Origin of the sequence: Microtetraspora malaysiensis, from assembly GCF_050947145.1 — a bacterium.
In the GTDB taxonomy this organism is placed as follows: Bacteria; Actinomycetota; Actinomycetes; order Streptosporangiales; family Streptosporangiaceae; genus Microtetraspora_A; species Microtetraspora_A malaysiensis.
In genome coordinates this window covers 2,747,582-2,763,195 of the sequence record NZ_CP191998.1, presented here as the reverse complement: position 1 = coordinate 2,763,195, position 15,614 = coordinate 2,747,582, and the positions used below count along the sequence as shown (strand labels likewise).

The 15,614-nt window shown below is 75.4% G+C and carries 8 protein-coding genes; 4 read left to right on the top strand and 4 right to left on the bottom strand.

The window, feature by feature from the left end; translation table 11 throughout:
• The first annotated feature begins 29 nt into the window (after positions 1-29).
• From ACQP1V_RS13210 to ACQP1V_RS13200, 3 genes are read left to right on the top strand one after another with little or no spacing between them, the layout of a single operon-like run.
• Complete coding sequence (locus ACQP1V_RS13210; RefSeq protein WP_433422498.1) at positions 30-1,316, top strand: hypothetical protein; 1,287 nt, start codon at positions 30-32, stop codon at positions 1,314-1,316.
• Positions 1,309-2,748 (top strand): hypothetical protein, encoded by a 1,440-nt coding sequence (locus ACQP1V_RS13205; RefSeq protein ID WP_433422495.1) that lies wholly within the window; start codon positions 1,309-1,311, stop codon positions 2,746-2,748. Before ACQP1V_RS13210 ends, ACQP1V_RS13205 begins: the two co-directional genes overlap by 8 nt.
• Before the next feature lie 34 nt (positions 2,749-2,782).
• On the top strand, positions 2,783-5,728 hold the full coding sequence (locus tag ACQP1V_RS13200) for a chromosome partitioning protein ParA (protein ID WP_433422492.1): 2,946 nt from the start codon (positions 2,783-2,785) through the stop codon (positions 5,726-5,728).
• 47 nt (positions 5,729-5,775) lie between these two features.
• On the opposite strand, the gene ACQP1V_RS13195 is transcribed toward ACQP1V_RS13200, so the two are convergent.
• Complete coding sequence (locus ACQP1V_RS13195; RefSeq protein ID WP_433422489.1) at positions 5,776-7,209, bottom strand: APC family permease; 1,434 nt, start codon at positions 7,207-7,209, stop codon at positions 5,776-5,778.
• A gap of 11 nt (positions 7,210-7,220) precedes the next feature.
• Complete coding sequence (locus ACQP1V_RS13190) at positions 7,221-8,318, bottom strand: alcohol dehydrogenase catalytic domain-containing protein (RefSeq protein ID WP_067142281.1); 1,098 nt, start codon at positions 8,316-8,318, stop codon at positions 7,221-7,223.
• Positions 8,319-8,641: 323 nt separating this feature from the next.
• Between ACQP1V_RS13190 and ACQP1V_RS13185 the strand changes: the two genes are divergently transcribed.
• Complete coding sequence (locus ACQP1V_RS13185; RefSeq protein ID WP_433422486.1) at positions 8,642-10,126, top strand: PucR family transcriptional regulator; 1,485 nt, start codon at positions 8,642-8,644, stop codon at positions 10,124-10,126.
• A gap of 188 nt (positions 10,127-10,314) precedes the next feature.
• Here the strand turns inward: ACQP1V_RS13185 and ACQP1V_RS13180 are convergent, their stop codons facing one another.
• Together ACQP1V_RS13180 and ACQP1V_RS13175 are read right to left on the bottom strand one after the other, a co-directional pair.
• Entirely contained in the window at positions 10,315-14,364 is a 4,050-nt protein-coding gene (locus ACQP1V_RS13180) for an AAA family ATPase (protein ID WP_433422483.1), read from the bottom strand.
• Positions 14,361-15,476 (bottom strand): exonuclease SbcCD subunit D, encoded by a 1,116-nt coding sequence (locus ACQP1V_RS13175; RefSeq protein ID WP_433422480.1) that lies wholly within the window; start codon positions 15,474-15,476, stop codon positions 14,361-14,363. The genes ACQP1V_RS13180 and ACQP1V_RS13175 overlap by 4 nt, the downstream gene beginning before the upstream one ends.
• Positions 15,477-15,614 lie beyond the last annotated feature (138 nt).

The following is a 15,614-nucleotide window of genomic DNA, read 5'->3' as shown; positions in this document are numbered from 1 at the left end:
TGTCGCCGCCAAGCCGTACGGTATTGCGCGTGCCTCAGCAGATCTCACGAGAGAGACGACCCGCGCCGTCGCGGCCCGCCCACCGGCGGGACGCCGGCCGCGACCCCGGCCCGGAGGCGTTGCCCGAGACGCTGGACGCCGCGCTCACCGACGAGGCCGTGCTCGCGACGTACCGGCGGATGTTCGCCGCGCTGGCGCGCGACAGCGGCGCGGTCGTGGACGACCCCGCCCTGGTCGACATCGCCGAGACGCTGTTCGACGCGTTCGCGGAGGCCGGGGAGGAATGGCTCACCCACGAGCAGATGCGGCACGCCTGCCGGGCCCACCCGACGGATCGGTTCGAGAACCGGCTGCGCGTGCTCAAGGGGCTCGGCGCGATCCGCGAGGTCTTCCCCAAGCCCAACCAGCTCCGTTACCGGGCGTCGTTCACCAGCGTGGTCGGGCTGATGTTCATCCGGCGCATGATGGACGACGGCGGCCAGTCCGAGATGCACCGGCTGCTCGCGCTCGAAGACCTCAACGCCGCCGACCCGCGCACGACCATGGAGGAGGCCCGCCAGTCCGCGGGCAACCTGGCCCGCGCCTTTCGGCTGTGGGCCCTGGAGCTGATCACCCTGACGAACGGCACGATCGAGGAGCTGCGCGAGCAGGCGCCCAAGCTCTGGGGCACCGAGGAGATCGCGCGGCGGGCGCAGAGCCTGCACGCGACGATCCTGCGCAGGTGGCCCGACCTCGACCGCACCTGCACCGAGCTGCGGGCCGCGATCTACGCGTACAGCGACGCCTCGCGCCGCGCGGCCGGTCGCCTCGCCGACTCCGCGGGGACGACCCGCAACCTGACGCTGCTGCCCGCCGAGGCGTGGCGCACCTTCGCCCAGACCGCCTCGAAGGAGCGGCTGGCCGCCGTGCTCGACGGGTTCATGTTCGACGCGCCCGCCCCCTGGCACGATCCGGCGGCCATCGCCACGGCCGTGGACGAGGCGCCGCGCCCGGCGCCGGTCCGGCCCGCTCCCCCGCGCTCGCCGCTCCCGGACACCGGGCCGGTCGAGTCCGCCGACGGCGGCGTGGCCGGGCTCGACCGGCTGGCCGCCGTGGCGGAGTCCACGCTCGGCGGCCGGGCCTCGGTTCAGCTGGACGAGGTGCTGACCGGCGACTGGGCCGCCATGCGGCGGGTGCTCGCCGACCTCACGTCGGCGGACCTGCGCCCTGAGCTGCCCTACCGGCTCCGCTGGTCCGACGCCGTCACCGCCGACCCCGGCGGGCGGCCGAGCTGGCGGTCCGACGGCACGCTGGAACGGGTGCCGGCCGATGGCTGAGACCCCCACCACGGACGCCGCCACGAGCACGGACGCCGCCGAGACCCCGGCGCTCGCGGCCGCGTCGGCTCACGCGCGGGCCCGCGCGTACGGGCCGCTCACGCTGCGGCTCACCGAGCCCGCCCCTCCCGGCTTCATCCGGCTCACCCTCGGCGACGCGGTGACGGCCGCACCGCCGGCTACCGGGGACGCGGCCCGGGCCACGAGCGGTTCGGCGACCTCGCCCGTGATCGCGCTGCCCGCCTGGCCGGACGGCGCCACCCCGTCGATCCTCGACGAGTACGGCGCCGCGCCCGTACCGGTGGAACGCTCCGGCGAGACCCGGCGGGTGCTCGCCGCGTGCCTGCGCGCGTGCTGGAGCGACCTGTCGGCGGAGCCGTGGCCGGGGGTGCCCGCCTCCGTCGCGGACGTGCTGGCCTGCTACCGCGCCCTCATCGGGCGCGGCGACGACATGACGCGGAGCCGGGCCGTCGGCGCGCTGCGCCGCCTGGCCGACACCGGGTGGATCATCAGGTCGGGTGACGTCGTACGGCTCGGCCCACGGTGCGCGACCTGGCCGCCGGAGTCGCACTCGGTGCTGCGCGAGCTGGTCCGCCGGCTGCCCGGGCCGCAGGCGGCGGAGGGCCCGGTGACGCTTCCCCTGGACGCGTCCACCCCGCCCGACCGGCCCGCTCCGCTTGAGGCGCCCGAAGCGCCCGCCGCGTCCTCCGGGGAGGCACACCCGGGCCACGGCGGGCCGGCAGCCGCGCCGGTCGGGGCGCGGCCGGGCGGCGCCGGGCGGGATGAGACCGTCTCGGATCTCGACGGGCTGCTCTCCCCCTACGACGAGCGCCGCCGAGCCGAGCTGGTGGCGGCGTTCATGGCGGTCGACCACGCCGCCGAGCCGGTTCACGAGGCGCGGTTCGCCGCCCTGCGCGATCCCGCGCTGCGCCGTACGCTCGCGGAGATGCTGGCGCGGCGCGGCCGGACCCTGATCCAGCGCCGCGACACGTGGACCTCCGGATACGACGACGACGTGGCCGCCCGCATAGCGAGCGCGCCGGGGGCCGACACCGGCAGGCGGCCCGGGCTGTCGGAGGGCGAGCGGGCGGTCCTCACGCTGGTGCTGGTCCACTCGGTGGCCATCCCCCGCGCCGACGGCCTGCTGTCGGAGGACACCTGGCTCTCGCCGTACCCGGTGGCGGTCGAGGAGCTGCGCCGCCGCACCCTGCTGCCGATCGGCGAGCTGGAGTCGGCGCTGCGGACGCTGCGCCAGGCGGGCCTGCTGACCCAGGTCAAGGCCGTCTCGGAGGAGACGCCCGGCGGGTACGTCCCCGGCCCGCAGTTCCACCGGCTCACCGCGGCGGCCCGCCGCCGCCTCCAGGAGGAGCTGATCCTGGCCGCCGGGCCGCAGACGCCGCTCGCCACCGCGATCAGAGCGCGGCGGGCGTGACGGGGAAACACGAGCGAGGAAAGGAAGCAGCGGCTTGACGCAGACCGAGAACGTCGTCGGAGACCGGGTGCTGGTCGCCGTGCAGGCGATCAACATCTCCCGGCTGTCGACCCATCCGGTGCCGACCGTGCCGGGGACGCTGATCGTGGTCGCGGGCGCGGGTCCCAAGGACTCCAACGGCGCGGGCAAGTCGTCGTTCATCGCGGCGATCACCGCGCTGCTCGGCGACGAGCAGTGGCGGTTCGCGTCCGGGGCGAAGGCCGTCTCCGAGCTGCTGTTCAACGCCGAGCTCGCCGCGCACGGCGACCAGCAGTGGGCCAGCGCCGACCACGGCTACATCATCGGCGTGTTCGACGTGCCGTCGGCGGGGCTGCCGATGACGGTGTGGCTCCGGGTCAACCGCGAGGCGCCGTACCTGGAGATCAGGTGGACCGACGGGGTGCGCCTGGCGGCGGGCGCGTCGGAGGCCGATCGGGTCACCCGGTCCGACGAGGTGTGGGCGCAGCTCCCGCGCGGCGCCGGGCGGCGCGACGTCGTGGCCCGCGACCTCACCCGGGTCCTGTACGGCGACCGCGTCCGATGCGTGTCGTTCCTGTCCACGTCGGTGCGGAGCAAGGTCGCCACGAACCTGCTGTCCCAGCCGCTGAACGAGATCTCCCCCGAGCGCATCTTCGAGGCGATCGCGGCGCTCACCGGCCTGGACGCCGAGCTGGACCAGGAGCGCGAGGCCAGGCGGGACGAGCACGCCAAACGGGTCAGGGCGGCCGAGGCGGTCGACCGGCTGCGCGAGTTCGAGGTCGAGTCCGAGAGGCTGATCGCGGCGTTCGACCGGCGTGACCGGGCCCGCGTCGAGCTGGCGAGCGCGCTGCGCTGCTGGCGCGGACGGCAGGCCCGGCGGCTCGGGGACGCCGCCGCGCGCGACGAGGCCCTGGACGCCGAGCTGGCTTCCTGTCAGGAGGCCGCCGAGTCGTCGTCCGAGGCGATCGCCGGGCTGCGCGAGGAGATCGCCGCGCTGAAGGACGACTCGCTCGACCGCGCCCTCGCCTCGGCCCGGCGCGAGCTGGCCGGGATCCAGGCGCGGGCGGCCAAGCTGGAGGCCGACCGGGCGGTGGCCCAGAGCACCGCCGACCGGCTCAGGGGGCAGATGCCCGCGCTTGAGGAGCTGCGCCGCCAGGCCGACGGCCGGGACGTCGCCGCCGCCGAGCGGGAGATGTCCGAGGCGCGCGCCCGGGTGGACGAGGCGCTCAAGGCGCTCGGCGTGGCCGATCGCGAGGTCGCGACCGCCCGGGCGGCGCTCGACGACGTGGAGAACGGTCCGGCCGCCGCCCAGCTCGCGGCGCTGGCCGCCCGGGGCGTCGCCGCCGCCGGCCTCCTCGACACGATCGACGTCGCCGAGCAGGCGCGGGACGCGTCCGCCGCCGGCCTGGTGGCCGCCGGGTCCTGGCCGCACGAGCACGCGGTGATCGTGGACGGCGCCGACCTGGCCGCGGCGGCGGAGGCGCTGGCCGATCTGCCGGGTTCGGTGCTGGTCAGCTCCACCGGCGTGACGGTCGTCGGCGCGTTCGAGAGCGCGGTGACCGGGCGGGAGGCCCGGGTCAAGGCCGCCGAGCAGCGGCTGAACCGGGCCCGCGACGCGCAGGACCGTACCGCCGCGGCGGTACGGCGGGCGGAGGCCGAGATGGCCGAGGCGGCCCGCCGCGCCGAGGGCGCCCGGGCCGCGGTGCGTCTCGACGAGATCCACACCCGGCTGGAGTCCCAGCGTGAGCTGCTGGCCGCGCTGCACGCCGCGGCCGACGAGCTGACCCCGGCGCTCGACGCGTCCGAGGAGGGCGTGAGCACGCTCGACTTCCGGGCGCGCACCCGGGACATGGAGATCGAGCGGCTGGAGGGCCGCCGGTCGAGCTTCGAGGCCGACCGCGACCGGGCCCGCGAGCAGGCCGCCCGCACCGCCACCGAGCGGCGGGCGCTCGACCTCGACGGGCTCGCCGAAGAGTGGGGCGGCTCGGTCGAGGAGGCGCGCGAGTGGCTCGCCGACGAGGAGCCGCTGACCGCCGACGAGTGGTGGCGCGGCGCCGAGCGCCACCTCGACGCCGCCCTGCGCGGCGGCTTCGGCGACGCCGCACAGACCGGCGACGAGATGCCCGAGGAGCTCGCCTTCCTCGTCAACGAGCGGCGCGGCGGGCGGGCCGCCGAGGAGCTGGCGACGTTCCCGGCGGTGTGCGCGGCGCTCGGCGCCTATCTGCGCGGCCAGGAGGAGTACGAGCGGCACCGCCGCCAGCAGATCGAGACCCAGCTCTCCTCGCGCCGCCGCGACCTGGAGACCGCGACCCGGGGCGCGGAGGACGCGGCGCAGTCCACGGCCGTGCACCGCGCGGCCCTCACCGAGGCGATCAGGGCGCGGCTGGCCCGGGTCGCCGACGAGTTCGAGAAGCTCGACGTGGGCTACGGCGGGTACGGCGCGACGCTGGACTTCCCGGTGCCGGCCGCCCCCGCCGACCCCGAGCAGCGCTGGTCGTGGCGGGTCGTGCCCAAGTGGCGGCGCGGCGACGGCCAGGGGTTCGTGCCGTACAACCGGCGGGCCAACACGGCGCTGATGGACGAGAAGGCGGTCAAGCTCGTCTGCGCCGCCGCGATCGCCTCATCCGGCGGCGGCCATCTGACGCTGGTGCTCGACGAGCTCGGCCGCAACCTCGGCAAGGAGCACCGCCGGGAGGCCGTCGCGTTGTTCCGCCGGATCGGCGAGATGCACGGCATCACGGTCATCGGCGCGCTCCAGGACGACATGGAGCCCTACGCCATCGACGCCTGCGGACAGTACGTGAAGCTGCGCCGTTCCTCCGACGCCATGCCGTACAACGAGCCGCCGGTCATCGTGGGGCACGACCGGCACGCGGAGCGGGTGCGCATGCTCGCGGAGTGGGTGGTCCGCCCGCGAGCCGTCCCGGAGCCGAGCCCGGACGCGGCCGCCGCCGCACCGTAACCGCCCGGTGGGGCGGTCGCGGCGGGCGGCGGCGCAGTACACCTAGGTCAGGACATCTCCGCGAAGTCGGTCTCGGTGGTGCCGATCGTCTGCGCCACCGAGGGCCGGGCCGCCCTGAGGTAGCCGTACCATCCGAGGGCCACGGCGAAGGTGACGAGGAACGCGCAGATCACGAAGTTCAGCGGCCAGGCCGGCCACGGCACGACGTTGACGTAGAAGACGTACGCCATGCCGATGACCGAGACGGCCACGCACGGCCAGATCAGCGAGGCCTTCGCCCCCTCGCGGCGCAGGAAGATCGGCGCGGCGAGCGCGACGACGACGTACGCCACCATGTAGCCGAAGGTGCCGTACGTGTCGACGAGCACGGTGATCTCCATGCCGTCCACGTTGAAGGCGAACAGCAGCGCGGTCAGCAGCACCGCGACCGGCGCGATCGCGAGGATGGCGCGGTGCGGGGTCTGCTGGGTCCGATGCGTACGGCCGAGCGCGGCGGGCAGCACGCCCTCCTTGCCCATCACGAAGGCGATGCGCCCGAGCACGTTGATCGGCGCGACCACCACGGCGAAGAACGAGGCCGTGATGCCGAGGCTGAGCACCGGGCGGAACCAGCCGGGCATGCCGATGGCCACCGCCAGCTCGTCAAGGGGGTTGCCGCTCGCGCCGAGGTCGCCGAGCGCCCGGTAACCGGACACCTGGACGTAGGACGAGAAGATGTACAGGACGCCGACGCCGGCCGCGCTCCACATGATCGCCCGGGGGATCGCCTTGAACGGGTTGCGCGCCTCACGGCCGAGCGCGTCGGAGCTGGAGAAGCCGACGAAGCCGAGGATGGCCAGCACCATGCCGACCGCGATGCCGTGCGGCGTCGCGCCGCTGAGCGAGAACTGGTCGGCGTCGAAGACGGGGCCGTCGCCGGCGACCAGCACGATCACCAGCATGATCGTGATGATCGCGATGGAGATCACCTCGAGGACCAGCGAGATCCGCGCGGACATTCGAATGCCCCACACGGTGAACAGGATGGCCAGCCCGCCGATCACCAGCGCGAGGAAGACGTTCCACGCCGTGTTCTCGATCGTCAGCCCGATGGAGGACAGGAAGGCGTTGAAGTGGAAGACGGCGCCGCCGAGGGAGCCGGAGGCGATGCCGAAGCAGCCGATGATCAGGGTGACGCCGGTGACGTACGCGCCGAGGGGGCCGAGGCCCTGGGCCGCGTAGTTGTAAAGGGAGCCGGCCGAGGCGCGGCGCTTGGCGAACTGGGAGATGCAGTAGCCCACCGCGAGGATCACGATCGTGGCGAGGGCGAACGACAGCCACGAGGCGTTGCCGGAGGTGGCGAAGATCCCGGCGACGGAGAACGCGATGACGGCGCTGGGGGCGATGTTGGCGATGGCCTGGGCGACGACCTCGCCACCGGACATCGCCCCTCGCCGTAGCCCGTGTTCGGCCGACGAGGTGGGGACGCTGGTCTGGGTCATTGGGGAGGTCCTTAGGGGATCAGGAGGGTGCGCAGCGCCTCGCCGCTGGCCAGGGCGTCCAGGGCGGGTCCGGCCTCGTCGAGGGAGGTACGGCGGCTGACGAGCTGGTCGAGCTGGAGGTGGCCGTCCATGTAGCGGTCGACCAGCGCGGGGATGTCGATGGCGGGGCGCACGCTGCCGTAGTTCGAGCCGAGGATCCGCTGGTCGGCCTCGGCGAGCACGAGGGGGTCGAACCGGGCGAGGGTGCCCTTGGGCGGGAGCCCCACCGCGACGGCCGCGCCGCCCAGGCCGAGCATCCGCACCGCCGATTCGAGCGTGGCCTGGTGGCCGACCGCGTCGAAGGCGTAGTCCACGCCGTCGGGCAGCAGGTCGCGCAGCGCCTCGGACACGTCGATCCCGGCGCCGGAGATCTGGTCGGTCGCGCCGAGCGTCGCGGCGAGCGCCGTCTTCTCCGCGCGAGTGTCGATGGCGATGATCCGCTCGGCGCCGGCGAGCTTGGCGCCCTGGACGACGGACAGCCCGACGCCGCCGCAGCCGATGACCGCGACCGTGCTGCCGGGCAGGACGGCGGCGGTGTTCGTCACCGCGCCCACGCCGGTGGCGACGGCGCAGCCGACCAGCGCCACGGTGTCGAGCGGCGCGTCCTCGCGGATCTTGACCGCGCCCGAGGCCGGGACCACGGCCTCCTCGGCGAAGGAGGACACGCCGAGGTAGTGGTAGAGCGACTCGCCGCCGCGGCTGAGCCGGCTGGTGCCGTCCTGGAGGACGCCGCCGGGCGCGACGACGGTGGCGGCGACCTGGCAGCGGGCCTCGTGACCGCTGCGGCAGTAGCGGCACCGGCCGCAGGGAGCGACCCAGGAGAGGACGACGTGGTCGCCCTCGGCGAGGCTGGTGACCCCCGGGCCGAGCGCGGTCACGACACCCGAGCCCTCGTGGCCCATGACGAGCGGCAGCGGCACGTCCCACTCACCGCGGCGTACGTGCAGGTCCGAACCGCAGACCCCGGCTGCGGCGATCTTGACGCGGACCTCGCCGGGCCCGGGAGGAGCCAGCTCGACCTGCTCGATCGTCACGGGCTTGTCGGGTGACTCGAAAACCGCGGCGCGCATACCGCCCCTTTCCCTTGTCCGGGGAACAGCGCTGCCGTCACCCGGTGTTAGTGGAACGGGTACAGGGTAGGTTTGCCGGTTTTCTTCCCGCATGTAGCCAAATGTCCATTGAGCTGCGACGGGGACGCCGATCCGATATTTCCCCCCGCGCCCGGCCCCGTGTCACGGTGACCCAACGTTGATCCGCGTACGGCCCGGGCTCATCGCGCGCCGCCCGGCTCCCAGGCTCTCCGCGCGCGGCCCGGCTCCCGCCCGCGGCCCGCCGGTCCCGTGGCTCGCGGGCGGCCCGGAAGGGGAACGTCGACAGAAAGGGGTGCTGCGCCGTGCTGGAAACAGTGGGCGATGTCGCGCAACGGTTCCGGTTGCGCGTGCCGACCGGACCGACCGGCCTGGACCGCCCCATCCGGTGGACGCACATCTCGGAGCTGCCCGACCCCACGCCGTGGCTGCGCGGCGGTGAACTGCTGCTCACCCTGGGCCTCCAGATCGACCGGCGGGCCCCGCGCGAGGCGTTCACGGCCTACACGGGGCGGCTGGCCGAGGCGGGGGTCGCCGCCCTCGGCTTCGGCGTCGGCATCCGGCACACCTCCGTGCCCGAGGCCCTGGTGACCGGCGCGGCCCAGCACGGCCTCGCGGTGCTGGAGATCCCCTCGGGCGTCCCGTTCCAGGACATCACCTACCAGCTCAACGGCGACCTGCTGCGCACCGGAGCCGCCGAGTCGCGGCTGATCGCCGAGGGCGTCTCCAGCATGACCAAGGTCGCCCGCAGCGCCGGGCCGGAGGGGATCGTCGCCACCCTCGCCGCCCGGATCGACAGCTGGGCGGTGCTGATGGACCGGCACGGGAAGACGCACGCCGCGGTCGGCGCCGCCCGGGTCCACCTCGACGACGCCCGCGCCGCCGCGCTCGGCCAGCGGTCCCGCATCCGGCACCCCGGCCTCACCGTGTACGGCGTCGGCGACCCGGTGCGCCCGCGCGCCCATCTCGTCGTGGCGCCGCGTCCGGACCGGATCAGCGTCACCCGCGAACTGGCCCAGCACGCCGCCCTGCTGCTCGACCTGGCGCTCAACCCGCTGAGCGGCGGCGACACCTGGGGGCTGGCCCGGGCCGACGCTGTGGACGCCCTGATGTCCGGCGACCAGGGGCTCGTCCAGCGGGTCTCCGCCCGGTGGAACCTCCTCGCCGGGAACGTCGCCGTCGCGCTGCTGCGCTCCCGGTCACGGGCTGTGCCGCTGGAGGAGAACGTGCTGGAATGGTGCGCGGAGCTGGACCTCCCGCCGCTCGTCAGCTCCGAGTCGTCGCTGGTCACGGTCATCCTGCCGGAGGACGAGCTGGGCCGGTGGAGCGCCCGGGTGTGTGAGGCCGTCGAACGCGAGGGCGTCCCCGCCCGCTGCGGCGTGGGCACCGCGCAGCCGCCGTCCGTGTCCCTGCTCAGCCGCCGTCAGGCGGAGCAGGCGCTGGAGGTGGCGGTCGCCGACGCCCGCCCGGTCGTCGAGTTCGCCGAACTGCCGACCCAGCGGCTGATTCTCCAGCATCTCGACCCGGCCGCACGCACCGCGCTCACCTCGCCCCTGCGGCCGCTCCTGGAGAACGACTCCACCCGGATCCTGCTCCGCTCGCTGCGGGTCTTCCTCAGCGAGAACAACAACTGGGAGGCGGCCTCCTCGCAGCTCGGCATCCACCGGCACACCCTCCGCCAGCGGATGGGACGGGTCGAGGAGCTGACCGGGCTCTCGGTGGGCGTCACCGAGGACCGGGTCATCGCCTGGCTGGCGCTCCAAGCCCTCCAGGCCGACCCCACCCCCTGACGCGTTCCCTGACGCGCTCCCTGCCCGGGCCTCGCCACCCCCTGAGCTCGCCGCCCCCGGGCCTCGTCACTCTGAGCTCGTCTCCCCCTGAGCCCGTCTCTCCCGGTCATCCGTCGAGCAGAGCCGACGCTCACAGCCCTGCGGACCGGCGTCCCGGCGCACCTCCAAGCCGTGGATCACGTCGTGGATCAGGCCATGGAGAGCGTGGAGCCCCCGCGTCCCTTGCGTACCCGGATCTGGGCGGGGATGCGGGTCCGCAGCTCGGCCACGTGGCTGACGATGCCGACCGCCCGGCCGCCCTCGCGCAGGCCGTCCAGGATGTCCAGGACGTCGTCGAGCGTGTCCTCGTCGAGCGTGCCGAACCCCTCATCCACGAAAAGGGTGCCGATCTCGGGGCCGCCCGCCTCCGCAGTCACGACGTCGGCCAGGCCGAGGGCCAGCGCCAGCGATGTGACGAAGCTCTCGCCGCCGGACAGGGTCGCCGGGTCACGGTCCACACCGGTCCAGCCGTCGAGCACCCGCAGCCCCAGGCCGCCGCCGGACCGGCCGCGGTCGCCCGCCGCCTGTCTCAGGTTGTGCTGGAGCAGGTACCGCCCGCCCGACATCCGGTCGAGCCGGTCGTTCGCGGCGGCCACCACCTGGCGGAGCCGCTCCCCCAGCACGTACGCCGACAGCCGGATGTGCAGGGGGTTGTCCGTCGAGGTCCCTCCCGCGAGCTCGGCCAGCCGCCGGGCGAGCCGGTGCCGCTCGGCCGCCGGACCGTAACGCCGGTGCGCGCCCTCCAGCTCGGCGGCGAGCCCGGTGAGCTGCCCCAGCCTGCTCCGGGCGTGGTCGCGGGCCGACGTCCGGTCGGCGGCCTCCTGCTCGGCCCGCCCGTGCTCCGCTTCCAGCGTCGCGAGCTCCGGCTCGGGCGCGGCCGCCGCGGTGACCAGTTCCGGATCGGCCAGCAACGCCTCCACGGCGGCCTGCTCGTCCGCGAAGCGCCGGAGCCGCTCGGCCATCTCCTCGCGCTCGGCCGCGCCGCGCTCCGCCGCCCGGGCATCGTCGAGGGTGGCGAACCCGGCCTCGGCCGTGGCGGACGACGCCTGCGCGCGGGCGGCCTCCCGCTCCCGCTCTGCCGTCGCGGACGCGCCGACCGCCTCGGCGGCGTCGTGAAGCAGCGCGGCCTCCGCCGCGAGCCGTTCCAGCCGGGCCTCCAGCGAGGGGTCGCCGCCGCGTGCCTCGTCCAGCAGGGCGGCCAGCCTCTCCCGCTGCTCGGCGAGCTGGTCGCGCCGGGTGCGGGTCTCGGCGGCCTCCAGATCAAGGGACCGGGAACGCTCCCCGGCCTCGGCGAGTTCGGCGGCCAGCCGCCCGGTCTCCTCCCGGAGGGCCAGCTCGGCCGCCGCCGTGTCGCTCGCCGCGCGCAGCGTGCGCTCCGCCGCCGCGAGGACCGCCGCCACCGCCTCCTCACTCGGCTCGGCGTCCCCGCGCACCACCGCCTCGTCACTGCGCTCGGCGGCCCCGCACGTCGCGGAGATCTCGGCGACCTCGGCCCGGGCCTTCTCGTACGCGACGCGCGCCTCCACCGCCCCGGCGACGGCCTGAGCGGCGACAGCGAGGGACAGGGCCTCCGCCGCGAACCGGTCGCGCCTGGCCCGGACGCTGTCGTCCGCTCCCCTCGCCTCACCGAGGCGGCCCGCGAGGCGGTCCCGCTCGGCCAGCAACTCCGCCTCGCCGGTGCGGTGCCCGGCCAGCGCGCGGCCCGCCTCGTCGGCCCGGTCGCGCACCGCCTCCGACTCCGCGGCGAGCCGCTCGACCCCGGCGGCGGCCTCCGGCTCGTCGGCCGCCGCGTCCCGGGCCTCCGTCAGCTCGACCTCCGCGGCGGCGAGCCGGGCCCGCGCGTCCTCGACGGACAGCTCCTCCGCCCGCCGGGCGGCCTCGTCGAGCCGGGCGGCCAGCACGGCGACCCGGCTCTCGGCGTCCTCCCGGCCCTGTCTGGCAGCCTCGAACGCGTCCTGTGCCGCCTGCTCGTCGTCCGCGGTCGGCGCGGCGGCCGACGGCGCGGCCGGCGCGGGATGCTCGGCGGAGCCGCACACCGCGCAGGGTTCTCCCGGCACGAGCGACCGCGCCAGCTCGGCGGCCATGCCGTCGATGCGGGCGAGCCGCACGCCCTGGAGCAGGTCGCGCGCGTCCTGCGCCCGGTCGACCGCCGCCCCGCGCTCCCGCTCGGCCTCGGCCAGCTCGGCGGCCAGCGCGTCTCGCTGTACGGCGGCGGCGTGCAAGTCGCCGGCCGCCGCGACGACGGCCGCAAGCGCCGGGATCCGCGCGGCGGCGGCCCGCGCCACGGCCAGCCGCCCGTCCGCCTCGGCGAGCACGGCCGGGAGCGAGGCGAGATCCGCGAGCGCGGCGGCCTCCCGCTCGGCGGCCTCCTCGATGTCCGCGCGCACCTCGACCAGCCGGGCCACGACCCCGGCCAGCCGCTCCTCCTCGTCCGCCAGCAGCTCCAGCCTGGCCTGCTCGTCCCGCCGCTCCCGCTCCAGCCGGGCCAGCTCCTCATGCCAGGCCCGCTCCGCCTCCAGCGGCACGGCGGCGTCCGGCGCCGCGTCCCCCTGCCACGCCTCGCCGGACGGCACGCCATCCGGCGGCGTCATCCGTACCGGCCGGAGGTCGGGGGTGTCGGGCAGCGCCTCGAGGGCGACGGCCCGCGCCCGCCTGGCGTCGGCCAGTTCGGCGGCGAGCGTGTCCCGGCGGCGCACCGCGGCAAGGTCACGATCGGCCGCGTCCCGGGCGGCCCGCAGACCGGGGAGACGCGCGGCGGCCAGCCGTGCCGCCGCCAGCCGCTCCTCGGCCAAGGCCAGCTCCCCGGGCAGTACGGCGAGGCGGGCGAGAAGCCCGTCCCGCAGGACCGCCAGCTCGGCCAGCCGCCCGTCCGCCCGGGTGAGGTCGGCTCGAACCTGTGCCAGCCGGGCCTCCTCGGGGAGGAGCTGTTCCAGGCGGGCCACCTCGTCGCGGCGCTCGCGCTCCCGCTCACGCAGCCCGGCCACGCCCGGCCACGCGCCCTCGGCGAGGGAGCCGGGCAGAACGGAACCGGCCCCGGCAGGAGAGTCGAGGGCGGGCGTCGCGCCGAGAACGGCCCCGGTCACAGTTCCGGTCACAGTGCCGGTCCCAATGCCGGTCACGGTGCCGGACGCGGGGTCGAGGACGGTGAGGGGCAGCGCCCGGGCCACGGCGTCCGCGGCGAGCCGGCGCGCCTTGGCGGCGCTCTCCACCCGCTGGTCCGCCTGGCGGATGAGCGGCAGCACCCGCTCGGCCCGCGCCGCCTCGTCGAGCATGGCCTCCAGGTCGGACCGCTCGTCCGCGGCCAGCGCCAGCTCCTCGCGCCGGGCCAGGGCGGAGGCGTGGCGTCTGCGGCGGTCGGCCAGCGCGCGGCCCTCGTCCAGGCGGCCGCGGGCGGAGGCCAGCGCGGCGGCGGCGAGCCCCTGCTCCTCCCCGCTCCGCTCGACCACGCCGGTGGCGGCCGCGAGCAGAGCGCCGGACCAGCCGAGCGGGTCCTCCCCCGGATCGGGAGCCTCGTCCGGCAGGACGGGACCGGCGGCGCCGCGCATCCGGTTGACGACGGAGTCGACCTCCTGACGGAGCTCCTGCTGGTCTCGCCCGGTGCGCGTGCGATGCTCGGCGAGCCACTTCTCGACCTCGGTGTAGACCTTGACCGAGAAGAGCCGTTCGAGGAGTTTGCGCCGGTCGTCGCCGTCCGCGCGCAGGAAACGGGCGAAGTCCCCCTGGGGGAGCATCGCGACCTGCCAAAACTGGTCGGCGCTCATCCCGAGGAGCTCGCCGACCAGGTGGCCGGCCTCGTCGCTGCGGGTGGTGCGCGGCGTCCAGACGCCGGACGCCTCGTTCAGCTCCTCGACCAGGGCCTTGGCCTTCTCCTCCACCAGGCCGGAGCCGCGGAGCTTGGGCCGCATCCAGGCGGGCGACCGGGTGATCCGGAACCGCCGGTTCCGGATCGTCGCCTCCAGCGTCACCGCCGGGCCGCGCCCGGCCGGCGCGTGGTCGCAGCGCAGGCTGCGGGCGCTGTCCCGCTGCCCGGGCACCCGGCCGTACAGCGCGTAGCAGACGGCGTCGAGCAGGGTGGTCTTGCCCGCGCCGGTCGGACCATGGACGAGGAACAGCCCGGCTTCGCCGAGCGCGTCGAAGTCGACCTCCTCCTCACCGGGGAAGGAGCCGAAGGCGGTCAGCCTCAGCCGGTGCAGCCTCACGAGACCTCCTTGATGCGGCAGTCCTCCACGGCTCGCTCCAGCAGCCGTCTCTCCTCGTCGTCGGCGGGCTCGCCGCGCACGTCGCGGACGAAGTCGAGCGCCACCTCGATCTCGGCGCGCCCGGCGATCTGCCGCGGGGTGGCCGCCGCCCCGGCCGTGCCGTCCGGCTCGAAGGCCAGCGCGAGCGTGTGGGGGAAGCGCGCGCGCAACCGCTCCATCGCCTCTTTGGGCCGCACCGGATCGGTCAGCGTGATCTGCAGCCAGTGCTCCACGCGGTCGGCGTACCGCTCGGCGGTGAGCAGGTCGTCGATGCGGCCGCGCAGCCGGGCGAGCCGCCGCGGCACCGGCGCGGGCACGAACTCTGCGCGCGCCCCGCCCGGCGCAAGATCGACCAGCCAGCACCCCTTGACGTGATCGGCCTCGGAGAACGAGTACGCCAGCGGAGACCCGGAGTATCGGACGGTCTCGGTCATGGTCTGCCGCCCGTGCAGGTGGCCGAGCGCGACGTAGTCCACACCGTCGAAGGCGCTCAGCGGGACGTGCGCGACGCCGCCCACGGTGATGTCGCGCTCGCTGTCGCTGGCCTCCCCGCCGGTGACGAAGGCGTGCGCCAGCACGACGGAGTGCCCGCCCCGCGTGGCCGCGTCGGCTCTGATCGCGGTCATCGCGTGGCCGATCGCCGCGCCGTGGCTGCGCTCCGGCAGCTCCCACGGCCCCCTGACCAGCTCCGGCTCAAGGTACGGAACGCCGTAGAACGCGGTGTCGCCGACCAGCACCGGCTCCCAGGCGCGGGCCGGGTCCGTACGCAGGTGCACCCGCTCCATCAGGTCGGCGCCGAACCCGAGGCGGACGGCCGAGTCGTGGTTGCCGCTGATCACCACGGTGTGCGCGCCGAGCGCGGCGAGCCGGCGCAGCGCGTCGTCGAAGAGCGCGACGGCGTCCACCGGCGGCAGGGCGCGGTCGTAGACGTCGCCCGAGACGACCACGACGTCCACGCGCTCGGCGCGCACGGTCTCCACGAGGTGGTCGACGAACGCCCCCTGAGCTGCCAGGAGGCTCTCGCGGTGGAACGACCGGCCCAGGTGCCAGTCGGAGGTGTGCAGAACCCGCATGTCGCAGGAAGCTAACAGGTCCCTGTGACAAATGGCGCCTCGTGCAAACCTCAGGTAAATCACGTAATGACTTAGCCGGGCGATCAGTGGGCAAAGGTAAAGAGCAGGACGCGGCTGCGTAAGGTTCCGTCAATCGGG